The 23,974-nt window shown below is 42.5% G+C and carries 19 protein-coding genes; 14 read left to right on the forward strand and 5 right to left on the reverse strand.

The genetic code is table 11. The features are described from left to right. Positions 1 to 132 precede the first annotated feature (132 nt). From rmuC to IYN84_RS00715, 5 genes are all read left to right on the forward strand, one after another. On the forward strand, positions 133 to 1,620 hold the full coding sequence (gene rmuC, locus IYN84_RS00695; RefSeq protein WP_246722557.1) for a DNA recombination protein RmuC: 1,488 nt from the start codon (positions 133 to 135) through the stop codon (positions 1,618 to 1,620). 354 nt (positions 1,621 to 1,974) lie between these two features. Then, positions 1,975 to 3,360: an HDOD domain-containing protein gene (locus IYN84_RS00700; protein WP_196137255.1), complete on the forward strand. Its 1,386-nt coding sequence runs from the start codon at positions 1,975 to 1,977 to the stop codon at positions 3,358 to 3,360. A gap of 296 nt (positions 3,361 to 3,656) precedes the next feature. Continuing rightward, entirely contained in the window at positions 3,657 to 4,025 is a 369-nt protein-coding gene (locus IYN84_RS00705) for a PepSY domain-containing protein (protein ID WP_196137256.1), read from the forward strand. A gap of 58 nt (positions 4,026 to 4,083) precedes the next feature. Next, positions 4,084 to 4,764, forward strand: a complete 681-nt coding sequence (locus tag IYN84_RS00710; protein WP_196137257.1) for a response regulator transcription factor — start codon at positions 4,084 to 4,086, stop codon at positions 4,762 to 4,764. Position 4,765: 1 nt separating this feature from the next. Beyond that, the gene (locus IYN84_RS00715) at positions 4,766 to 6,112 is read left to right on the forward strand and encodes an ATP-binding protein (RefSeq protein WP_196137258.1); all 1,347 of its coding nucleotides are present in this window, start codon (positions 4,766 to 4,768) and stop codon (positions 6,110 to 6,112) included. A gap of 56 nt (positions 6,113 to 6,168) precedes the next feature. On the opposite strand, the gene IYN84_RS00720 is transcribed toward IYN84_RS00715, so the two are convergent. Further along, positions 6,169 to 7,059, reverse strand: a complete 891-nt coding sequence (locus IYN84_RS00720) for a hypothetical protein (protein ID WP_196137259.1) — start codon at positions 7,057 to 7,059, stop codon at positions 6,169 to 6,171. 179 nt (positions 7,060 to 7,238) lie between these two features. Between IYN84_RS00720 and dinB the strand changes: the two genes are divergently transcribed. Continuing rightward, positions 7,239 to 8,294 carry a DNA polymerase IV gene (gene dinB, locus IYN84_RS00725; RefSeq protein ID WP_196137260.1) on the forward strand — a complete coding sequence of 352 codons (1,056 nt, stop codon included), beginning with the start codon at positions 7,239 to 7,241 and terminating at the stop codon, positions 8,292 to 8,294. Positions 8,295 to 8,384: 90 nt separating this feature from the next. On the opposite strand, the gene IYN84_RS00730 is transcribed toward dinB, so the two are convergent. Together IYN84_RS00730 and IYN84_RS00735 are read right to left on the reverse strand one after the other, a co-directional pair. Then, positions 8,385 to 9,143 (reverse strand): SDR family NAD(P)-dependent oxidoreductase, encoded by a 759-nt coding sequence (locus IYN84_RS00730; RefSeq protein ID WP_196137261.1) that lies wholly within the window; start codon positions 9,141 to 9,143, stop codon positions 8,385 to 8,387. A gap of 205 nt (positions 9,144 to 9,348) precedes the next feature. Further along, a complete protein-coding gene (locus tag IYN84_RS00735) occupies positions 9,349 to 9,735 on the reverse strand; it encodes a hypothetical protein (RefSeq protein WP_196137262.1) in 387 nt (128 codons plus the stop codon). Positions 9,736 to 9,871: 136 nt separating this feature from the next. On the opposite strand from IYN84_RS00735, the gene IYN84_RS00740 reads away from it, so the two are divergent. Beyond that, on the forward strand, positions 9,872 to 10,999 hold the full coding sequence (locus IYN84_RS00740; protein ID WP_196137263.1) for a phospholipase A: 1,128 nt from the start codon (positions 9,872 to 9,874) through the stop codon (positions 10,997 to 10,999). Positions 11,000 to 11,095: 96 nt separating this feature from the next. Here IYN84_RS00740 and IYN84_RS00745 read toward each other — a convergent pair whose 3' ends face one another. Beyond that, the gene (locus IYN84_RS00745; protein WP_196137264.1) at positions 11,096 to 12,187 is read right to left on the reverse strand and encodes an isoaspartyl peptidase/L-asparaginase family protein; all 1,092 of its coding nucleotides are present in this window, start codon (positions 12,185 to 12,187) and stop codon (positions 11,096 to 11,098) included. 302 nt (positions 12,188 to 12,489) lie between these two features. Here IYN84_RS00745 and IYN84_RS00750 point away from each other — a divergent pair, with 302 nt between their 5' ends. The 6 genes from IYN84_RS00750 to IYN84_RS00775 all read left to right on the forward strand — a co-directional run bounded on the left by IYN84_RS00750 (position 12,490) and on the right by IYN84_RS00775 (position 20,433). Beyond that, a complete protein-coding gene (locus IYN84_RS00750) occupies positions 12,490 to 13,884 on the forward strand; it encodes a sodium-dependent transporter (protein ID WP_196137265.1) in 1,395 nt (464 codons plus the stop codon). Positions 13,885 to 14,118: 234 nt separating this feature from the next. After that, the gene (locus tag IYN84_RS00755; RefSeq protein ID WP_246722559.1) at positions 14,119 to 15,525 is read left to right on the forward strand and encodes an amidohydrolase; all 1,407 of its coding nucleotides are present in this window, start codon (positions 14,119 to 14,121) and stop codon (positions 15,523 to 15,525) included. Further along, on the forward strand, positions 15,522 to 16,811 hold the full coding sequence (locus IYN84_RS00760) for an amidohydrolase family protein (RefSeq protein ID WP_196137266.1): 1,290 nt from the start codon (positions 15,522 to 15,524) through the stop codon (positions 16,809 to 16,811). The genes IYN84_RS00755 and IYN84_RS00760 overlap by 4 nt, the downstream gene beginning before the upstream one ends. A gap of 78 nt (positions 16,812 to 16,889) precedes the next feature. Then, complete coding sequence (gene nhaC / locus IYN84_RS00765) at positions 16,890 to 18,434, forward strand: Na+/H+ antiporter NhaC (protein ID WP_196137267.1); 1,545 nt, start codon at positions 16,890 to 16,892, stop codon at positions 18,432 to 18,434. Then, positions 18,412 to 19,278 carry an MBL fold metallo-hydrolase gene (locus IYN84_RS00770; protein ID WP_196137268.1) on the forward strand — a complete coding sequence of 289 codons (867 nt, stop codon included), beginning with the start codon at positions 18,412 to 18,414 and terminating at the stop codon, positions 19,276 to 19,278. Before nhaC ends, IYN84_RS00770 begins: the two co-directional genes overlap by 23 nt. 393 nt (positions 19,279 to 19,671) lie before the next feature. Beyond that, positions 19,672 to 20,433, forward strand: a complete 762-nt coding sequence (locus tag IYN84_RS00775) for a DUF4097 family beta strand repeat-containing protein (protein WP_196137269.1) — start codon at positions 19,672 to 19,674, stop codon at positions 20,431 to 20,433. 118 nt (positions 20,434 to 20,551) lie between these two features. Here the strand turns inward: IYN84_RS00775 and IYN84_RS00780 are convergent, their stop codons facing one another. After that, the gene (locus IYN84_RS00780; RefSeq protein WP_196137270.1) at positions 20,552 to 21,370 is read right to left on the reverse strand and encodes a pyruvate, water dikinase regulatory protein; all 819 of its coding nucleotides are present in this window, start codon (positions 21,368 to 21,370) and stop codon (positions 20,552 to 20,554) included. Positions 21,371 to 21,504: 134 nt separating this feature from the next. On the opposite strand from IYN84_RS00780, the gene ppsA reads away from it, so the two are divergent. Further along, the gene (gene ppsA / locus IYN84_RS00785) at positions 21,505 to 23,880 is read left to right on the forward strand and encodes a phosphoenolpyruvate synthase (RefSeq protein WP_196137271.1); all 2,376 of its coding nucleotides are present in this window, start codon (positions 21,505 to 21,507) and stop codon (positions 23,878 to 23,880) included. Positions 23,881 to 23,974: the final 94 nt, after the last annotated feature.

The raw sequence follows: 23,974 nt of genomic DNA on the forward strand, positions 1-23,974 counted from the left end.
GCGTAACTGTTTGTGCATTTGCACCACATGTTTACGGGTATATCATGAGGGAGCAGGTATCAAAAAAAACAATATTATTTAAGCCTAATCAGATTATTTAATTAGGTTAGCTAAATGGCAAGCAGGTGGTAAATGGGGATTTCCGAGTCAGAAATTAATCTTATTTTGATTGCAATTGCATCTTTAAGTTTACTTTTATTGATCTTTTTGAGTTGGCGCTCGGCTCAGCAAAAATCCTACCTTACTCATTTATCAGAACTTAATCTAAAGCTGGAAAGACAAGAAGCGCTGTTGCTAGAAAGACAGAAGCAAATGGATGAAAAGATTTCTCGTGACCAGCAACAGATTATCGATACGATAATGAGAGATCGTGATCGCCAGCTTAAATCTCTCGCTGAACTGCGAGTCGAGCTTGAGAAAAGGTTTGCTGATTCCGGCTCAACTCTTTCCAATAATGTTCAGGAATTTAAGTCTCAGATGGTGGAAAAATTTGAGACCCTTCAAAGAGCTACCGCATTGTCTTTAGGTGATGGCCAGCAACGAGTATCTAACACGGTTAATGAGTTTGCAGAGAAAATTTCATCCTCACTTGAAAATTACCAAAAACAGACAAGGGATCTAATCACTGATAATATTCGAAAAGGCATTTCTGACCTAAGAGCCGATTTGGATCGAAGCCTTAAACTACAGACTGAAACAGTGGAAAAATCAATCCAGGGTTTAACCGAGTCTACCGATAATCGATTGAAGGATATTAGTGGGCAGGTTGAAAAGCGACTGAGTGAAGGCTTTGAGAAAACTACTAAAACATTTAATGATGTGCTCAAACGGCTTGCGCTGATTGATGACGCACAAAAGAAAATAACAGAACTGTCGAGCAATGTTGTTAGCTTGCAGGAGATACTAAATGATAAGCGCTCCCGTGGAGCATTTGGAGAAGTTCAGCTTCAATCTTTGGTAAGTAATGTAATGCCTGATAGCCATTACAAAATGCAGTATCGATTTAGCAACGACAAGGTGGCGGACTGCGTGCTGGAGTTGCCTGAGCCGACGGGTAAAATCGCTATTGACGCTAAATTCCCACTAGAAAGTTATAAGCGCATGATGGATGTATCATTAGGTGAATCTGACCGAAAAGAGGCTTCGCGACAGTTTTCGAAAGATATCAAGAAACACATTAATGATATTGCTGACAAATATGTACTACCGCCAGAAACGAGTGATGGTGCTGTGATGTTCATTCCGGCTGAAAGTGTTTTCGCAGAAATACATGGACATAATCCGGAACTAGTCGAGTTTGCCTATCAACGCAAAGTTTGGATGGTTTCGCCGACTACACTGATGGCAATCTTAACTACTGCATCAGCGGTAATTAAGGATGAACAAACTCGTCAACAGGTCCATATTATCAAAGAGCACCTATCGGCCCTGGGTAAAGATTTCGTGCGATTTGAGTCCAGAATGAATAATTTGTCTAAACATATTGGACAGGTAACTAAGGACGTTGAGCAAGTTCATACTTCCGCACGCAAAATTTCTTCAAGGTTTAGTAAAATTGAAAGGGTTGAGCTGGGGGAAGAAGAAGAAATGGCTGCCCTTAACCTGCCTGAACCATCATAAAACTAATCTTGCCTGGTAACTGCAAAGCCATCAATTTTTCGCTGGTTTCTTTTTCCTATTGTAGGATGCCGGGAAGTCTTTGATATTTAATGTGATAACAGATAAAAATCTATTTATCTCAGTGCGTTATATAAAATCGATGTTTTGGAATTAGCTCACATTTTGCTCTTATTTGTTCTCTTAACAGCCAATATTTGACTATAGTTAATGGAGTGGTACCGCCTGAGGTTTCACCTCGGTTCGGCTTAAATCCGCGGAGTTAAAACTGTCTTTTGCTGTATGTTTGCTTTGTAGGTAAAAGGTTCAAGGCGAAAGAATAGTTACGGGCTTCCAACTACTGAGCAGGTAAATCCATTGGCTATTTTAGAATCAATTTCAAAAGTCCTTGAAAGTAAAGAAGTTTCCTATACAGAACAAGCAATCGAGTCCAACTTGACGATAGTCGAGCTTGCTCGCCAGTTAGGCGCTGAATCAAGTCGTCTATTGAGAGCTGTACCTATGAAAACTGGAGAGGGGCCTGTTGTTGCCGTTTTACCATTTGATTCTTTGCTTGATGTGACAGAGTTCGAGAAGTTGATTCAACAACAGTTTGAAAACATGTCTGAAGCCGATCGGGATAAGTTATTCAAGGGATGCAAAGCCGGTTATGAACCAACTTTCCCTGAAGTCTACGATTGTCGGCTTATAGTAGATAAGAGTATTTTTGAACTGCCCCATGCGTTGATTCATTCAGGCGCTGAAGCGCTTCTTCACCTCGATCCCGAAAACCTGCTGAAACTATTTGCTGAGATTGATAGAGGAGAGTTTTCGGTGCCATCGGAGCGCCTCTATTCTGGAAGAAATGTTGAGTGTAAAGAGAAAGACCTGGATACCAGTTTTACGCCTATTCGCTTGAAGCAAAGAGTTGATGAAACTTTTGACCTTCCAGCTATGCCTGAAATTGCTCAGGATATAATGAAGTTACGAGTTGATCCGAGTGCGGATGCCCATAAATTGGCTGAAATAGTTTGCCGTGATCCATCGCTCGCGGCGCAAGTCATTAGTTGGGCTAGTTCTCCCTATTATGGTTATCAGGGAAAAGTTGATTCGGTTGAAACGGCCATAGCCAGGGTTCTTGGCTTTGAGCTCGTTATGAACCTGGCTTTGGGGATTTCGATAGGAAAGTCACTTAAAGTTCCAGCAGAAGGACCCTTAGGCATCAGGCAATTCTGGAAACAGGCAATATACTCCGCCAATTTATCAGAAAAGCTATGCCGTGCCATGCCGATAAAACAAAGACCTGAACGAGGACTCATATACCTTAGTGGTTTACTCCATAATTTTGGGCATTTACTGCTTGGTCATATATTTCGGCCTCAATTTGAAATCGTCAATCGCACAATTGAAGCGAATCCCCATCTCTCTATAGAGGATATTGAATTTTATACTCTGGGTGTCACTCATGAAGAAATTGGTGCCTGGTTAATGCACAACTGGCACATGCCCGATGAACTCATCGTCGCTGTTCGCCGCCATCATCAGGAAGAGTTCTGGAGTAAACATGCTGTTTATTCAAACATTGTTCTAGTTGCAAACAGGCTTCTGAAAAGGATTGGTATTGGCGATGCTGTGGAAACGGTGGTGCCACAATCAACCTTGGATCTTTTATCCCTTGATTTGGAAACCGTGGAGCAAAATCTGGGAGAAATTGAAGCTGAGTCTGATACCTTAAACTCGATGGCGAAACAGTTGGTCGCGTAGAGTTTTTCCGACAAATCATAGTGTTTTTAATCTTCAGCCTTTGTAGATTCGACAGTGCTCTTGGAGAGCCGCTTGTCGTCGTTTAAGCAAAATACTCTTCTATTATTTTAACAGTTCAGCTGCAGTTCATTTATTCAGGCTTAAGCTTAATCAATATGGTTTGTAGCAAGTCAATAAGGTTGCTTGTAACTGGTTAAGCAGACTGATAAAGTGTGGCAGATTTTGTATTTATATGTAGAGTCATTAGCCTTCATTTGGTCTTTCAGGCAACTAATATTTCAGAGTTAACTGTTAATATGAAACATCAATATCACGCAGCTAGAAAAATAATCGACTTGTGGTTAGCAGAAGCAGGGCGGAAAAGCGCAAAATTCCTAGTGTGGACACTACTGAGTGTTTTGTCTTTCTCTTCTAATGCCGAAGAACCTTTGCCATCAGAATTTGCTAATAAAGTCGCTTTTGCTGAAGTTACAAAAGACAAAAACGCGGAACAAAACTGTCAGCTCTTGACGACCCAAGAAGCGATAAAAAAAGCCAATCGGAAAGTAGAGGGTAAAATAGTCAGTATTAAACTGGAAAAAAAAGGCGCTGACTCCGTATATCGAGTTAGAGTTCTGGTTGGAAACAAGCGAATTAAAAACCTGACTGTCAAAGCCTGTCGTTAGATCCAGGCAGTTGAGTATTCCGCAGATTATTACCTCAAAACATTTAGTGTAGGGAAATATGAAAGTATTAATAGTTGAAGATGAGCAACGTTTGAGAGAGAACCTCGTAAGCTCTTTTAAGTCAGCCGGATTTGCGACTGAGTCAGCAGAAAGTGGAGAAGATGGGTTATATATAGCGAGCGAGTATCCTTTGGATATTGTCGTTGTTGATATTGGCCTTCCCGGGATGTCAGGCCTGGAATTGATATCCAGACTGAGAGAAGATGGAAATTCATTACCTGTAATCGTGTTAACTGCTCGAGATTCGTGGCAAGATAAAGTTGAAGGCTTGTCTACCGGAGCGGATGACTATATGGCTAAGCCTTTTCAATTTGAAGAGCTGTTAGCTCGGTGTAATGCATTGTTAAGACGTAGCGCTGGATATGCTTCGCCAACAATCAAATTTGCGGATATTGAGCTAGATACTATGGCTCAGTCTGTTACCAAAGCCGGAAAATCAATCGAGCTGACGGCCTATGAGTACAAAGTTCTTGAATATCTGTTTTTAAATCCTAAAAAGGTAGTGTCTAAGACTGAATTGACAGAGCACATCTATGAGCAGGATTTTGATCGTGACAGCAACGTTCTTGAAGTTTTTGTTGGCCGCCTGCGTAAAAAAGTCGATCCCGATCAAGAGCTAAAGCTGATTCAAACATTGCGTGGACAAGGGTATCGTCTGAACCCTGAATATCTTTCTTGATATGATGAAACGCTGGTCTTTAAAATGGCGCTTGGCTATCGTTAGCACGACTATCGTTATGCTCGCTTTTTATGCTGTCTACGTGATAACCAAAACAGCCTATATTAACGCAAGCAAGTCTCGTATTCAGGAAAGTTTGACCGCGCAAATCTATGCTCTAATGGCTGTCGCCGAAGATCGTGATGCTCAACTCACCATTCCTCTGGTTTCAAGAAATGACCGGCTTAATCATTTAAATTCGGGACTCGTCGCTTATGTACTGGATGTCGATGGTGATTTGATCTGGCGTTCTAAATCTAGTGATACATATGCGACCTTGCCGGATATCTCTGCAGCTTACTCTTTGGATTCGCTAACTTCAGGTAAGCTTGATCAATATGCGATGTTTTGGGTTGGAGACACCATAATTTGGGAACACGAAAATGGAATGGAAGGAGAGTACCTGTTTTTAATCGGTGAAAAGCAGGAAATTATGCGGGAGCAGGTTAATCAGTTTAAAACTCAGGTTTCACTTTGGCTTTGGGTTACGACCGTTTGTATTGTGCTGGTTTTAATCGTTTCATTGGAACTTTCGTTGAGCCCTCTCAAAATAGCGCAGAAGCAAATTGAAATGGTTGGACATGGGGATGCTGATAAGGTTGAAGGGGTATTCCCTAAAGAGCTAGTACCTCTAACTTCCAGTATCAACAGTTTGCTGGAGTCAGAAGCTCTGCAAAAAAGGCGCTACCGAGATAGTCTTGGAAATCTTGCGCATAGCTTAAAAACTCCGCTTGCGGTAATGAAAAGCGAATTGCAGAATTTATCTGAATCTGAAAGTCGTAAACAGCTAGCAAAACAGGTTGAGCGCGTTGACGATATCGTTAAATACCAGTTAAATCGTTCAGTAATTTCCGCTGGACAAACACTTCGCCGCAAATGTCTTGTAGAACCTGAAGTTTATAAAATTGTTGATGCGCTTAACAAAGTTCATCAAACCAAAGGTTTGAATATCAAAGCTGATGTTCATCATGAAGCTTTTTTCCCGGGTGAGCCAGGCGATCTCATGGAACTCGTAGGTAATCTCGCCGACAATGCTTGCAAGTGGGCTAAAAGTGAAGTCCTAATCAGTGTTGACAACCAGTTTGCCGAACTTTTTATTACTGTTGACGATGATGGCGCTGGCATCCCGCAGGAAAAGACAGAATTGATTCTAGCACGCGGTAAGCGTCTCGATCAGCAAGCTGAAGGGCAAGGACTTGGCCTTTCAATTGTAATGGACATTATTAAGACTTATCGTGGTGAAATAAGTATTGATAAAAGTGAATTAGGCGGCGCAAGATTCAAAGTATCTATTCCAACCGCCGCCTGAAGTAATTGATATTTTGCAGCGGGCGCTCGACAACTGTCATTGTCGAGATGACATTTTTATTTCCACTGTTCAATCTGTTGTCTGATTAACCCCAGCATTCTATTGTATTCGTCAACTCGGCCCAGAGTCGGTGGCTGATAAAGCTTTGGTTCCCAGGTAAACCATAACACCAGATCGCTGAGCTCATCATGTCCCAATTCTTCGTCGAGTTTGGTAACTTCTGTTGGACCCGAGTAGTTTTGGTAAAATTCAAGAGTGGTATTTTTGGGGGAAGAGAAGTACCACTCCGGTAGCTTGTTAGGCGAATAGAATCGGTGGATAGGTAAATTTATTTTGTTAACGTTGAGAGTTTTCTTGAGGGCAGGCCAGCCCATTTTTTCATTTTTCCAACTTTCATTGCCTTCTATACTGATTAAACCGGATGCAGGAAAAGTTTCAGAAAGGTGTAGAGCTACACCTGCACCAGAGTGGAAGCCGTAAAACACAGTCTTACTTGATTGACGAATCAGTTTCTCATATTTGTGTAAAACTTGTTTGACCATTTTCACCTGATCTATTAACGATTCCCTGCCGGTATCGACATAGAGTATCTGATATCCATGACTTGCAAAATACTCAGCAGTCACAGGAAATGCTGAGCTAACATAGCCTCCGGGGACTATAAGTAAAGGAGCCTGTATTTCCTGCGGAGAGTGTTGGAGCGTGGCGTGAAGAGAGACATCAGGAATATTTGTATTTTCGGCATTGAGCGCTTTCAGCAGAGTTTCAACTCCCATGTCTTTTAATGTTAATGCCTGGCCCTGACAATCACAGGGTTGCCATAAGTGGGTGTTAGCTTCCAGCTTGATATAGGCTACATTATTGTCTCCGTAATCAAATGGAATCTTATATGTAGCACTATAAGCAGGAAAGGAGAGCAGCATTAAAAACAGGCGAAACAGTTGCAAAATATACCTCTTGTTTAGTCCATCAGGTTAGATGTAAAGTCATCGAATATTAGTAATTTAATCCTCAACGTTAGAATCCTCGAAAAAGGGTCAAACTTATTCGTTAACTGTTGCTTGGTGTGTGCGGTTGACTATGTTACGATTGGCGCTACTTATATAAGTAGTTTTGAAGATTGTTTATGCGCAAGATAATTCACGTTGATATGGATTGCTTTTATGCAGCCATTGAGCAGCGTGATGACCCGTCACTAAAAGGTATGCCTGTAGCCGTTGGTGGCAATCCTCATTCCAGAGGAGTGATAGCGACCTGTAATTATGAAGCCAGGCGTTTTGGAGTGCACTCAGCAATGCCATCTGCGCATGCCGCGCGGCTTTGTCCGGATCTCGTATTCGTTCGACCTAACCTCAATAAATATAAAGAAGAGTCGAAAAAAATCCGCCAAATTTTTCATCAATATACTGAACTGGTTGAGCCCTTATCGCTGGACGAAGCTTATCTTGATACTACAGAGTCCACTCACTATCACAATAGTGCAACCTGGATAGCTCAGGCTATTTGTTATGAAATTTATCAGCAAACCCAGTTAACCGCTTCAGCCGGTGTTGCCCGTAGTAAGTTTCTGGCAAAAATTGCGAGTGACTGGAATAAACCTGCTGGCTTGAAGGTAATATTACCTGAAGAGGAAACTTACTTTATCGAAAAACTTCCTGTGAAGAAGCTTCATGGTGTTGGGAAAGTTATGGCACGAAAACTGGAGTCTATGGATATTTTCACCTGCGGGGAGCTAAAAAAAGTTGAGCTCGGTGTGCTACTGGACAAATTTGGTAAAACAGGAAAGTATTTATACGATCTTTGTCGTGGAGAAGATAAGCGCACGGTTAAGCCGCATTCAGATCGAAAGTCTCTCAGTGTTGAAAACACTTTTAATGAAAACATTAGTGAGTGGAGTGAGTGCGAGGCAAAGTTAATCGAGCTGATATCTGATTTAACTCGTCGCCTTCAAAAAATCGATAAAGCGGAGAAAATCAACAAGGTCTATGTCAAAGTAAAGATGGCTGATTTTCAAATTCGATCAGCGGAGTCTATTTCCCAAGGTCTGGATGTTAGTCTCATAACAGCTCTGTTCAAAAGGTTACGCAAGAATTTTCCCGAGCCAATTCGTTTACTGGGAATTGGAGTTAAGTTTCCGCAAACTCCAAAAAGCAAGCTGGAACAGCTTGATATACCATTTTAGTTCTAAAGGGGATTCGATATCTGGGGGGGGGAATAAAAGGACTGCTTTCCCTCCGAAGAATGATGCATCTCCAGAGGGACCTTTTTCAACTTATTGCAATCTTGCCGCGCCATCAAGTCGAATGGTGGTGCCATTCAGCATCTGGTTTTCAACGATTTGTTGAACCAACTGGGCAAACTCATCAGCCTTGCCAAAGCGCGAAGGGAAAGGCACTGTAGCGCATAGCTGTTCACGAATATCGTCCGGAACATCAGCGATCATAGGGGTTTCAAAACTGCCTGGAGCAATTGCCATGATACGAACTCCAAGCTTTGAAAACTCTCTGGCCAGTGGCAGCATCATTCCTACAATTGCAGATTTGGTAGCTGAGTAGGCAACCTGTCCGAACTGTCCTTCAAAAGCCGCGATTGAAGCAGTATGAACTATCACTCCACGTTCTTTTTCGATCGGCTCATTATTCTGCATAACTCTAGCCGCTGCTCGGGTTAACAGAAAGCTACCCACCAGATTGATATCAATAACCTTTTTAAAATAGTCGGCTGGCATGGGGCCCTTTTTGCTGATGATTCTTCCCGCGCCCAGAATTCCAGCGCAGCCAACTGCGAGGTTTATCTGACCAAAGGTCTCCACTGCTTTGTCGACAGCACCATCAACATCATTTTCGTTACTGATGTCTGTCTTAACAAAAATTACCTGTTCAGGGTACTGAGCAGCAACTTTCTCGCCTTGCTCTTCATTGATATCCAAAATGGCTGCTTTACCGCCTTGTGCCACGATGCGTTCGACCACTCCCAGTCCGAGTCCTGATGCGCCACCACTTACAACGGCATAAGTATTTTCAAATGACATAGTTTTTTCTTAGCTGGTTATTTACAAAGTGGCAGATATTGTATCAGTTTCGATATAAAAGGGCATTAGAGAACTCTCGCCCGAGGAGTCTATTGACTCTTGAGATCTTGTTGTTGGTAAGGAAAGCTGGATATTATTGGTAAGAGAAGTGTGAACGACAAAGCCCAACTACATTGGGCTTCTGAGTAGCTGTTTGACCTAAAGACTATCCGAAGATGCTCAATATTTGAGATCTATCATCTCGTCGGTTATGTCCGGGTAAGGAATCTTTATTTTTGCGTGCAAAAATTTCATTAATATCATCGATGGTGTCATCCATACGACAACAACCATTTTCTTTCAAAGCATCCATCATACTGGAGGCGAAGTATTCAAATTCCGTTTGCCATAAATGAGGGTTGTTGGCCTGTTTCATCCTTCGACTTATACGGCCGAGTATCCCGTAAAGCCGCGGCGCATCATGAGTTTTGCAATAATCACTGACCACTTCTTTCATCATATCAAACTGGGAGTTAGTGATTTTAATTGCGGTTTGTGCTTCAAATTGAGGACGCATAGTCTTCAAAATGGTCGGAATTTGCTGAATTGACATATTCAACTCCTTGTAATGATTTCCCAAAAATACATCATCGCCCAATTAAAGTACTCAAAGCGGCCTGTTTTTATGGGCGTTCATTTCAACTTGCCGCTATTTCCAGTAGACTTCATTACAAATATAGAAAATGAACGTGAATATTACCATCAATATAATGAATCAATCTCAATTGGCTATATGCTTAGTTTTAACTGCTCTATCCATGGTTATTGGTGGACAGTCTGTTGCTGACGAAGCGCTCCCACACGATTCTAAAGAACAGTCCAGTTACAAAGATTTAAGCTCTTGTCTGATGGATAAGATGAAGACCCTTGACGAGCAAACTACAATAGCTCTCTTAAATAAGGTGTGTTCCAGATTAGTCGATAAATACGCGGGTGGGGTAGATGTCCTTGGAGACTCTGAGCAGCAATCAAGGGGAAAGGAAGAGCTGGAAAAAGAGCTGGAGTCTGCTCTTGAGGAAAGATTAAAACGGGAACAGGCTACCAGAGATAATCCCAGCGTTATAACGCCACACAAAAGAAACTATTTTTTACCAATTACCTATGTGGATGACCCCAATGAGTTAGGATTTCGAGCCTCTGATAATGAAGCTCCCCTGGACAATTTTGAAGCTAAATTTCAACTCAGTTTTAAGGCTCCGCTAGCGGACGATATTTTCAAGAAAAATGATGTCCTTTTTTTTGGTTTTACTCTTCAATCTTTTTGGCAAGTGTACAATAGTGATATTTCATCGCCTTTCAGAGAAACCAACTACCAACCAGAAGTCTTCTACGGTTTTATGAATGACTTTAAAATTGGCGAATGGCGAAATCTGGTCAATATTATCGGGATTGAACATCAGTCCAATGGTCGTACTCAGCCACTCTCAAAAAGCTGGAACAGAATCTACGCACAAATCGTCTGGGAAAGGAAAGACTGGGTTTTTATGTTTAAGCCCTGGTATAGGCTGCCAGAAAAGGAAAAGGATGACCCGCTAGCATCTGATGGTGATGACAACCCTGATATACACAAATATATGGGATTTTTTGAGTTTTCCAGTTATTACAAATGGGATGATCATACATTTAGCCTTATGTTCAGGAATAATCTCGACTCCGACGATAACCACGGTGCGTTGCAGCTGGAATGGACTTTCCCCATGGGTAAGCGTTTTAAAGGGTACGCTCAGATTTTCAGTGGTTATGGAGAAAGTTTAATTGACTATGATCGGTCTGTTACACGTGCAGGTATTGGCGTTGTGCTCTCTGATTTCTTTTAGTCCGCTCTAGAATTTGAGCACAGGGTTGATTGAAGTGGTCAGAGTAAGGTTAATCTAACCACTAGCTCCCTCATTGCAATAGAGCCTCTAAAACCGCTAATCTTTATAAATTGCCGTGTAGACATTTCCCTGTGAATCGATAAAGCCCCGATACATTCCTGAAGAATTGAAAGAGAATACTGGCTCTCCCTGAGGCGACATAGCAACAACACCTCCATCGGCGTTCATTTTCACCAGTTTCTCCAGAATGACTTCATCTGCTGCTTGTTGTAGTGTTATTTTTTTGTAGAGCACCCGAGCACAAATATCGTGGGCGACTGCTGCACGGATAAAGAATTCACCGTGACCTGTCGCAGAAATCGCACAAGCTTTGTTGTCTGCGTAAGTACCGGCGCCAATTATCGGTGAATCGCCAACTCGTCCATACTTTTTGTTGGTCATTCCGCCTGTCGAAGTTCCCGCTGCCAAATTACCGAAACTGTCAAGCGCGACAGCTCCCACAGTACCGAACTTCTTATCATCCGGCCACACCGGATAATCTGTACTATCGTTATTAGCGTGTTTGTCGTCTTTGTCTTCTGACAATTTGAAACTATCAGGTGATTCATTCAGAACTTTAAGTAATTGTTGCCAGCGACGTTCAGTATGAAAGTACTCTGGAGCTACTAGTTCAATTCCACGAGTTTGAGCAAAATCTTCAGCGCCACTGCCACTTAGCATGACATGTTGAGAATGGTTCATCACCTCACTCGCCAACAAAATAGGGTTTTTGACATGAGAGACGCCTGCAACGGCTCCGGCATTGAGAGTTTGTCCTTCCATAATGGAGGCATCTAGCTCGTTGGTTTTGTGATGGGTAAATACTGCTCCCTTTCCTGCATTAAACAGGGAGGAGTCTTCCATAACCATGATGGCAGCCTGAACCGCTTCAACACTTGTACCGCCATTCGTTAATAACTGGTACCCGGCTTTTAGTGCTTGTCTAAGTTTTTGGTGATAGGCCTTTTCCAGCGCCGGACTCATATTGGATTTTAATATTGTTCCTGCACCCCCGTGGATTGCAATGGCTATCTTTTTGTTCGACAGCGGGGGCTTTTTGTTCTTTTCCTGTGCCATGGCTTCTCCAAAGAATAGGTTGAATAACAGGGATATCAATAACAAAGGTGTCTGAAAGGAAGTTATTTTCATCTTTTTATTTATCCGAGATTTTATCGATGCAATCCCCTTCTATGAAGTAAAAAGACTTTGAAGGAGGATTTCTATCGAGGATTAAAAACAGTATCCGGCCGAAGATAAAGCTAACGTTTAGACGTCTAAATTGCAACCACCTGGATTAATGCTGCTCTGACAAGACATTTTTTTTATCGATCCCTCTTGTCGGGCCCCTATGTTCTATGGTCTTATGGCAAGTTTAGGGCATATTTGACGTCTGAAAAATGCTGTCTGAAATAGCTGACAGTGGAATAATAAATAATGAAGAAGGATTAGTAATGGCAACACAACGTGGCGGATTTAGCTCTCGCTTAGGTTTTATATTGGCTGCAGCAGGCTCGGCAGTTGGTCTGGGCAATATTTGGAAGTTTCCTTTTGAGGTTGGCGAAGGTGGCGGGGCTGCCTTCGTGGTTATGTATTTGGCCTTTTGTTTCATTTTGTGCTTTCCGGTGATGGTGGCAGAAATTGCCATAGGGCGAAAAACACAGCGCAATGCTGTTGGTGCTTTCACTGCACTGGGACACAAGAAGTGGTCGATTATTGGTTACCTTGGACTTACCAGCGGTGTATTAATTCTTTCCTTTTACAACGTTGTTGCTGCGTGGGCATTCGGATACTTTATTGAAATGGTCATGGGTAACTTTGAAATCGGCCAGCACTTTGGAGATTTCACCGCAGACTTTATTAAAGTCGGCGCCTACAGCGTTATTTTTATGGTAGGTACAGCTTTTGTTGTCTCGAGAGGCATCTCCGGAGGCATTGAAAAGGCTGCAAAAATATTGATGCCAACCTTATTCGTTATGATTTTGGCGCTGATTGTTTATGCACTAACTTTGCCTAATGCGATGGAGGGATTAAAGTTTTATTTGATACCTGAGTTTAGTGAAATTACTGGTACTGTGGTTTATTCCGCTCTTGGACAGGCATTTTTCTCTCTTTCTCTAGGAATGGGGGCTTTGATTACTTACGGTAGTTATGTCAATAAAAATGACAATATTGTCAGCTCGGCTGCTCAGATTACTCTGGTTGATGTTGGCGTTGCTGTTTTGGCAGGTTTTATGATTTTCCCTTTTGTATTTTCTCAAGGGATTGAGACAAATGGTGGGCCGGGTTTAATTTTTGTAACTCTGCCTGGCGTTTTTGAGTCTCTGGGGGATGTGTTAGGAGTTATTGTAGGTAGTTTATTCTTTCTGCTTCTTTCATTTGCTGCATTTACTTCAACCATTTCTTTGCTAGAGGTCCCCACCGCATATATGGTCGACGAAAAGAAAGTTGATCGAACCAAAGCTACATGGATTGTTGCGTTAATTATTTTCGCCGTTGGTATACCATCTCTGCTTTCTGCCGGCGCGGTTGAGGCATTGACCAAATTTATTACCTTGCCAGGTCCGGGCACTCTTGATTTCTTAAGCTTTGTTGCTTTGATTGCTAGTGATACTTTCTTACCTCTAGGAGGTTTCCTCATTGCAGTATTCACTGCTTATATTTGGCGAAAAGAAAACTTTAACGAAGAGATTTCTCATGGTGACGAGGAAATTAAAGGAACCTGGTTACAATCTTACGTTGATTTTGCAATTAGCTATATTTGTCCGGTATTGTTGGGGGCTATATTTATTGTGACTGTTCTGGATAATTATTTTGGCGTGAAAATTCTTAATATGTTGCTTGGCTAGTGAGTGGAGAGGACAACTTTTACTTGAGTCCGATCTAAAGAATCTTAACTTAAGCGAATCTCAGGTACAGGCTTTTACTTTTTTAGTTGAGGCCTGTATTTTTGTCGGGGATAAATTAGTTTATTAACTATTAATGGACTATTCGGGCCTGCATTGCCTACCAGTAAAGCTATTGGCCTATTGCGCACGAAGCGTTGAAATTACAATTGATAATTTTTTTAATTGGAGAAAAAATTGAAAGTTTCTCGTCTTGTACTATTTGCTTTGCTTTCGGTCAGTGCTGGTTGCCAGCCTGAGAAGCCACATGAAAAAGTAGAAGTTAAACGTCCTGAACCTGTATTTGTTTCAACATACAAACCACTACCCTCCAAAAGTATGCTATTCAAAAATGCTACCCTACTAGTTGGTACTGGTGAGCGTATTGATAAAGCTTTTCTGTTTATCAAAGATGGTAAAGTAGTGGAGGTGGGGAAAAGTGTGGCAGTCTCACCTGACGTGGAAATTGTCGATGTCAAAGGTAAATGGATTACACCTGGAATCATTGACGTTCATTCCCATTTGGGTGTTTATCCTTCGCCTTCGCATAAAATGGCTGAAGATGGGAATGAAATGACAGCACCTAATACAGCTGAAGTCTGGGCTGAACATGCTGTTTGGACGCAAGATCCGGGATTTAACCTTGCGCGAGCGGGTGGGGTTACGAGTATGTTAGTGTTACCTGGCTCGGCAAACCTTTTTGGTGGACGCGGCGTGGCGTTGAAAAATGTTCCTTCTGTAACTATGCAGGGTATGAAGTTTCCTAATGCACCTCATGCGTTAAAAATGGCCTGTGGAGAAAATCCCAAAAGAGTTTATGGGAGTGACGGACGGTCACCAATGACTCGGATGGGAAATGTTGCAGGATATCGAAAAGCCTGGATAGAGGCGGTTGAATACAAGAAATCATGGGATGATTACTATAAAAAAGCCGAACAGGGAGAAGAAGTAGAGCCTCCTGGCCGAGATTTGCAGCTAGAGACTTTAAAAGGCGTGCTTGAAGGAAAAATTCGAATTCATAACCATTGTTATCGGGCTGAAGAAATGGCCGTAATGATCGATATAGCGAAAGAGTTCGGTTATAAGATTTCAACCTTCCATCACGCAATTGAAGCATACAAAGTGGCTGATCTTCTTGCCGAAAACAATATTTGTGCAGCGATGTGGGCTGACTGGTGGGGGTTCAAACATGAAGCATTCGATACGGTTACAGAAAATGTTGCCATGGTGGATAAAGCTAGTCCGAATGCCTGCGCTATTGTTCATTCTGATTCAGCAATAGGAATCCAACATTTAAATCAGGAAGCCGCCAAAGCAATGGCTGCCGGAAACCGAATGGGACTACAAATCAAACCAAAAGACGCGATTCGTTGGTTAACGTTAAACTCGGCCAGGTCTATGGGGGTAGATTCCCTGGTAGGCTCTTTAGAGAGCGGTAAGATGGCTGATTTTGTAATTTGGAATCAAAATCCATTTAGCGTCTATGCAAAGGCAGAAAAAGTGTTTATTGATGGAGCTCTGGTTTTTGATCGAGATGATAAATCAAGGCAGGCGGCGAGTGACTTTGAGTTAGGCATTGAAGACCCTGAAGGAGAGCGACTATGAAATGTTCAGCGTTAAAGCTTTGTTCTGGCATTGGGTTAAGTGTATTCGTTGCTTTCGCTCCGCAACTACAGGCGACAGAAAGTGAGTCGTTTCTCATAAAAAATGCGACACTGCATACCGCGACAGCAAAGGGTCGATTAGATCATGCCGATCTTCGAGTAGCGAATGGCAAGATACAGCAAATTGGTGTCAATCTGGAGCCGCAAGAGGGTGACAAGGTTTTTGATGCAACCGGTAAACATGTAACTCCCGGTTTGATGAACGCCCGAACTCAACTGGGACTGGTTGAGATTAGCGCGGTGGAGAGTACTAATGATACTTCTACTGAAATGGAAGGTATGGGAGCCTCTTTTAATATCGCCCCAGCGATCAATTTTCATTCGACGCTCATTCCGCAAAACCGTACTAATGGTTTAACGCGTGCACTGGTCATGCCGTACAATGGAAATAATTTGTTTGCTGGAGAAGGAGCTCTGATCCTTCTGCGCTCTGAAAAGAACGGACTGATAAAACAACGAGCGGTTCAGAGCGCAGTATATGGTAGCGCTGCGGCTGGCATGAGCGGTGGTTCTCGTGCTGCGGCATACGCCAGGTTGGAAAAGGCTTTGAGCGAAGCTACGTACGTTCGCTCGAATTTGTCTCAGTTCAAACCCGGAATTAAATATGAGTTCAGTCAGTCCTTAGATGATCTGAAAGCATTAATACCGGTTTTAACTGGCCAGGTTCCTCTGGTTATTGAGGCTGGTCGCGCTGATGATATATTGAACCTGATCGCCTTAAAGAAAAAGTTTGGATTTAAACTGGTAGTTTCGGGAGCAGGGGAGGCCTGGCAAGTTGCTAAAGAGCTGGCTGAGGGCAATGTACCTGTATTAATGGATCCTATTGCTAATATCCCTTCGTTCGATGCGTTAACGGTTAGACTAGATGGCGCTGCCAAGCTTTACGAGGCTGGGGTGAAACTGATTTTTACCGGTGGTGGCACTCACAACGCTTACCTGGTCAGGCAGTCTGCAGGCAACGCGGTTGCTAATGGGTTACCGCATACTGCCGCGATTGAAGCAATGACTATTAATGCAGCAGAAGTATTCGGCGTGAAGAACTATGGCCAACTCGAACCGGGAATGGATGCTGATGTGGTTATTTGGGATGGAGATCCGCTGGAAGTGACCAGCAATACTTACGCAGTATTTATACAAGGGGAGAGACAGTCGATGGTTTCCCGGGCGACTCGCCTGCGTGACAGGTATTGGCAATTGAAGGGAAGCCAAACAGGTTACAGCCGATAGGGGGTTCTCCAGAGAATAAAAGTGTAGCTTTCCTAAGAATAAAACAAAAATTAATCAGGACCGACAAGGTAGATATTTATGAGTAGTAAGACAAAAGCACCATCTTTGCTAGATGCTTTAATTCCGATTATTGCGCTAATTATTATGTTGGCTGGCTCGGTTATTTTATATGGGGATAGCTCTTCCTACGGAGCTAATCAGATAGCATTATTGCTGGCTGCCGCGATTGCAATGCTTGTTGGCCATAAAAATGGATACCGATGGCGCGATATTGAAACTGGTATTGTTAAAGGGATTTCTATGGCATTGGGAGCTATTTTAATTCTGTTGATGGTTGGTTCTTTAATTGGTACCTGGATTTTATCGGGTACTGTGCCAACCATGATTTATTATGGACTCAAAATACTGGATCCCAGTATTTTTTATGCCGCTGCTTGCGTTGTCTGCGCATTGGTTTCTATCAGTATCGGTAGCTCATGGACAACTGCAGGTACAGTCGGGGTCGCGCTGATCGGTATTGCCGCCGGGCTTGAACTATCTTTACCGATCACTGCTGGGGCAATTATTTCTGGTGCCTATTTCGGTGACAAAATGTCACCTCTGTCGGATACGACTAATTTAGCACCTGCGGTTGCTGGAACCGAACTCTTTACCCATATTCGTCATATGGCCTGGACAACAGGGCCAAGTATTTTGATTGCGATCATTATTTTCACGGTGATCGGTTTCACAGGCTCAGCTGAAGGATCTTCAGAAGGTTTGCAAAATACTTTATCAATCATCAATGCTAACTTCTCAATTTCTTTTTTCACGTTATTGCCGTTATTTTTGGTGCTATTTCTGGCGTATAAAAAAATGCCGGCATTTCCAACGCTATTTATTGGTGCTTTGGTTGGCGGCCTATTTGCCGCTTTTTTCCAGGCACCTGTTGTCGAAAAAATGTCTGGTTCGTCTCAGTATTATTGGGTTAATGCTATTGATGCTGTGTGGCGAGCAATGTACGGCGGTTTTACCGTGGTAACTGGAGATAAAGTGGTTGACCAGCTTTTGAGTAGTGGTGGTGATGGTCGCGGCGGTATGGCTAATATGCTCAACACTGTCTGGTTAATTTTATGTGCAATGACTTTTGGTGCTGTGTTGGAAACAATCGGATTACTACAACGGCTGGTTACTAGTGCACTAAAAATGGTGAAAGGTACCGGGTCGCTAATTGGAACAGTTATCGGAACCTGTATTGGGACGAATATAATTGCTGCTGACCAATATATAGCGATTGTTCTTCCCGGCAGAATGTATCGTGCAGAATTTAAAAAACGTAAGTTACATCCTAAAAATCTTTCTCGAGTTTTAGAAGATTCTGCCACTATTACTTCTCCGATGATTCCATGGAATACTTGTGGTGCTTTTATGGCGGGAACATTGGGAGTTCCTACTCTGGTGTATCTCCCGTTTTGTTTTTTCAACCTTGCAAATCCTGTAGTTTCCATTATTTACGGAATAACTCATTTTAAGATAGAAAAAATCGAAGAGTCGGGTGAGGAATCTATCGATTCTGACTCGATAGATGCGACAAGCTCAAGTAAAACTAAGGAAGATGCTAGTGAAGACGCTGTTCTCAGTTAGAGGTAACTCGCAGAAGCTTGATGGCGGAGCCATGTTTGGTAACGCTCCGAAAGCAATGTGGGAGAAATGGGTAACTGTTGACCAAGAAAATAGAATTGATCTCGCTTGTCGAGCATTGCTGGTAAAAGACGGCGACAAGAATATCTTGTTTGAAGTCGGTATTGGCGCATTTTTCGAACCCAAATTGAAAAGTCGCTTTGGAATTGTCGAGCCACATCACGTGCTGCTTGAATCGTTGCAAAAGCACGGCTTGAAACATGAGGATATCGATATTTTGGTATTATCTCACCTGCACTTCGACCATATTGGAGGGCTACTCAGTGAGTGGCGAGAGGGAGAGCCTTGCGAACTTTTATTTCCCAATGCAGATATCATTATTGGAAAAAAAGCCTGGGATAGAGCCTTGACTCCTCATTACAGAGATCGAGCCTCCTTTATTCCTGAGCTTATGGAAATGCTGAAAAAGCGCGAGAAAGTGCACTTGGTCGAACAGGAAAATCACCCGCTGCTCGGCGAAGATTATCGATTCTATATATCGGATGGACATACTCCAGGGATGATGCTGACCGAGGTTTCTATGCCGGCCGGTCCAGTAGTTTTTTGTGCGGATCTTATACCTGGAGTTCCCTGGGTCCATTTACCGATAACCATGGGTTATGATCGATTTGCAGAGAAGCTAATCGATGAAAAGGAGGCGCTTCTGTCTGACTTGATAGAAAGAAACGCTTTCCTTTTCTTTACTCATGACTCGCAGACAGCGATGGGAAAATTGAGTAAAAATGAAAAAGGCAAATACTGTCTCTCTCAAACTTGGCCAAGGTTATCGCATGAGAAGCTCCTGTAAATTAGTCTAACTTATTGAATAATAAAAGAATAATGTTTTTTTTATTAAAAAAAGAAAATATCTCAAATATATTTTGAACTATTTGGATCTCGGCCAGTCATAATTAACAGAGAATGTAACTCCCCTTTCGGTTGTTAGTTAGGCAGTCGGATTTCCTTGTGAAGAATCTCCGATATTATTTAAGCCACCTGGTAAGGTGGCTTTTTTTTGTCATTATTTTGTCGATGACATGAAGTTGTCAATAAGACCAATTATTTATCATTTGTACCAACCATTTTCACCATTCTGTCGTCTAAGGCTTTAATTCATGCGAATATTCAAGCAGTTAAGCAATGGCACGCTGATTGCTTGTAGTGATGAATATCTAATTAAATTGTTATTTAAGGAATAATAATGAGTCAAATCAAAACTCTTTTTGCTGTTAGCGCAAGCGCACTCGTACTATCTGGCTGTATTCATGTTCACGCGGCTAGTATTAATTACGAGACTACTGAAAACCTTTCTTTGCCTGTAAATGGTATCGAGCGTCTTGATATCGATGCAGGTGCAGGCTTTATCAAAGTAGAAGGTGTAGCCGACCTTGAAGCTATTGAAGTCAAGGCTGAGCTTGAAGTTGACAAGGACGAATATAAGCTAGTTTTGGAGAAGGTTGGCAGCAAAGCTGTTCTAAAAGCTGATGCGAATACCAGTGGTTTCAGCTGGGGAGGAAGATCGGCAAAAATTGATCTGACTGTCCGGGTTCCCGAAAGTATGATAACTAACATTGAAGATGGATCAGGGGCTATTGAGGTACAAAACTTAAAGGCTGATCTGGCAATAGATGATGGTTCCGGCCCAATTAACATAGAAAACATTCAAGGCAATGTAAAAATAGAGGACGGTTCGGGCGAAATTGTTGCGAAAAAACTCGGCGGAAATGTCATTATTGATGACGGCTCTGGTGAAATAGAGTTGAGCGATGTTGGCGGTACGGTAAATATTGATGATGGTTCCGGCGAGTTAAGCGCGAGCAACATCGGTGGTCATGTTACTATTGATGACGGTTCTGGAGCTATTCGTGTAGCCAATCTTGAAGATGGTTTAACAATCATTAATTCGGGAAGTGGGGGCCTGTCAATGAAAAATGTTAAAGGTGATATCAACGCTGAAGACTAGTTTCAGTCTGTGGGTTCTTCTCCAGGGAGTATCGACTACCTTGGTTTGCATTTACTCACTAACAATAAAGCCGGGATATTCCCGGCTTTATTTTAGCCTCTGAAAGCTAGATACAGCTTTAAAAAACACGCCTTTTTATGCCGGTTGTAGCCAGAATTTTGGTGGCTAGCTCTTCGACTGAGCGAGTGGTCGTATTGAGTTTTGGTATCTTTTCCCGTCGATATAATGCTTCAACTTCTCTGACTTCAAATTGACATTGCTTTAGTGAGGCGTAACGAGAATTAGCCTTTCTTTCTGTTCTTATTTCATGCAATCGATTGGGATTAATCGTTAGCCCGAAGATTTTATGCTTATGCTTTTTCAGCGAAATCGGAAGGCTCAATTTTTCCATATCATCTTCGGTAAAGGGGTAGTTCGCAGCTTTGATGCCAAATTGCATAGCCATATAGAGTGATGTCGGTGTTTTTCCACAGCGCGAGACTCCGACTAAGATAACATCTGCTTTATCGTAGTGGCGAGTAGTGACGCCGTCATCGTTATTTAGTGCGAAGTTGACGGCTTCAATTCGAGAGTCATAGGCTTCGTTGTCTGCTAATGAGTGGGTTTTACCGACGCGAAAGCCAGAAGTTTCGCCAAGCTCAGTCTCTAGAGGGCCGATAAATGTGTGAAAAAAATCCAGAACCAGGGCTTCGCTTGACTGAATAACTTGCCTTATTTCTGGTGTTACTATGGTATCGAATACAATAGGTCTTAGCCCTGTTTCCTGCTGCGCGCGCACTATCTGTGCTTTGGCGTCTTCTGCTTTTTTTATCGAGTCTACATAGGGAAGGGTATTTTCATCAAAATCTACAGTTTCGAATTGAGATAACAGTGATTGGCCAAACATTTCAGCCGTTATTCCTGTTCTGTCTGATATAAAAAATACCTTCCGTTTCATATTTGCTCGCCCTTGCAGTAAAATACCCGCGTTTTAAGAAAAAAGAATTTAATCACGGAGAAGGGAATTGGGCAACAAAATCCCGTAAACTGTGGTTAATTGTGACAAAAACACGACTTTAGGAGTGATAGACCGTGCAAGAATATGTGCTTTGGTACGATGGCTTAGGAATGGACGATGTTGATCGCGTCGGTGGAAAAAATGCCTCGCTAGGCGAGATGATCAGCAATCTGAGCAATATGGGAGTAAGTGTTCCCAACGGATTTGCGACAACTGCACAAGCTTTCAGGGACTTTATGGCCCAGAGCGGCTTGCACGATAAAATCCAGGCTGAACTGCAAAAGCTGGATGTGGATGATGTAGATGCGTTGGCAGAAACTGGCGCCAAAGTTCGTCAATGGGTAATTGATACTCCTTTCCAGCCAGAGCTGGAGGAAGCCATAGAAAAAGCCTATTTGGAACTTAAAGCGGATGCGAACGAAGAGTTTGCGGTTGCCGTCCGCTCATCTGCAACAGCCGAGGATTTACCCGATGCTTCATTTGCTGGACAACAAGAAACATTCCTTAATGTCCGCGGATGGGAAAATGTAAAATTGGCGCTGAAAGAGGTGTTTGCTTCTCTATTTAATGATCGAGCGATTTCATATCGAGTTCATCAGGGCTTCGAGCATGCAGAAGTTGCACTAAGTGCTGGCGTACAAAAGATGGTAAGAAGTGATATCGCTGCAAGCGGCGTAATGTTTACCATTGATACTGAATCCGGCTTTGATGACGTTGTTTTCATTACTGGCGCCTACGGTCTCGGGGAAACAGTTGTTCAAGGTGCAGTAAATCCTGATGAGTTTTATGTACACAAACCTACATTAAATGCAGGAAAACCAGCTATTGTTCGCAAGACCCTTGGCGGCAAAGCGATAAAAATGATTTATACGGATAATTCTGATCACGGGAAATCAGTAGAAACTGTCGAAGTATCCATGGCTGAACGTCACCAATTCTGTATAACTTCTGAAGAAGTACAGGAATTGGCAAAGCAAGCGCAAATTATTGAAGGTCATTACAAACGCCCAATGGATATTGAATGGGCAAAAGACGGAGCGGATGGCAAGCTATACATTGTTCAGGCTCGCCCGGAAACTGTGCGTAGTCGTGATGACGGACGCGTTATAGAGCGCTATGTTCTACAAAATACTTCAAATATCATTGCCACAGGTCGAGCAATTGGTCAAAAAATAGGTAAAGGCCCTGCAAGAGTTATTTCTGACTTAAGTGAAATGAACAAAGTAAAAGAAGGGGATGTTCTTGTAACTGACATGACAGACCCTGATTGGGAACCCATTATGAAGCGGGCTTCCGCAATTGTTACCAACCGCGGCGGTCGAACCTGTCATGCGGCGATTATAGCTCGCGAACTAGGTATTCCTGCTGTAGTTGGATGTGGTGATGCGACTGACAGAATCGCTATGGATCAGGAAGTGACTGTTTCCTGTTCTGAAGGAGATACAGGAAATATATATGAAGGTCTCCTCGACTTTAATGTCAATGAAAGCCAGATTGATGACATGCCTGATTTACCATTTAAAATAATGATGAATGTAGGCAACCCTGATCGTGCATTTGACTTCGCGCGACTTCCTCATTTTGGTATTGGGTTGGCTCGTCTTGAATTTATCATCAATAGAATGATAGGCGTGCATCCTAGAGCATTATTAGAGTTTGACCAGCTTGATGATGAAGATTTAGTTGAAAATATTAAAGATCACATGGCCGGTTATGATAGCCCTGTCCAGTTTTATGTCGACAAACTGGTTGAAGGTATCTCGACTCTGGCGTCCGCGTTCTCTCCACAAAAAGTCATAGTTCGTATGTCTGACTTTAAGTCCAATGAGTATGCCAATCTTGTAGGCGGTTACCTGTATGAGCCTGAAGAAGAGAATCCTATGCTTGGATTCCGCGGGGCTTCGCGCTATATATCAGAAGAATTTGAAGATTGTTTCGCGCTCGAATGTCAGGCAATTAAAACCGTGCGTGAGACAATGGGATTAGAGAATGTTGAAATCATGATTCCATTTGTGCGAACTCTGGAAGAAGCTTCTCAGGTTATCTCGCTTCTGGAAAAATATGGTCTGAAACGCGGTGAAAATGGATTGCGAGTGATAATGATGTGTGAACTACCATCAAATGCATTGTTAGCAGAGCAGTTTCTAGAGTATTTTGATGGATTCTCGATTGGTTCAAACGATTTGACTCAGTTGACACTTGGCCTTGATCGCGACTCGGGAATTATTTCTCATTTATTTGACGAGCGTAATCCTGCTGTTAAAACGCTTCTGAGTATGGCAATTCAGGCGTGTAAGAAAGCAGGTAAATATGTCGGTATTTGCGGGCAGGGACCTTCAGATCATCCAGATTTGGCTCAATGGCTAATGGATGAAGGCATCGACAGTGTTTCTTTAAATCCTGATAGTGTATTGGAAACCTGGTTATTTCTGGCTAACAAAGATAAATAACCACTGATAGTGTTGTAATTGAAGGGGAATTCGTTCCCCTTATACTCCCTCGCGACCTTCTCTCATTTTCCTCTCATCATGCTATAGGTATTTT

This window comes from Aliikangiella sp. G2MR2-5 (assembly GCF_015687155.1).
Classification (GTDB): Bacteria; Pseudomonadota; Gammaproteobacteria; order Enterobacterales; family Kangiellaceae; genus Aliikangiella.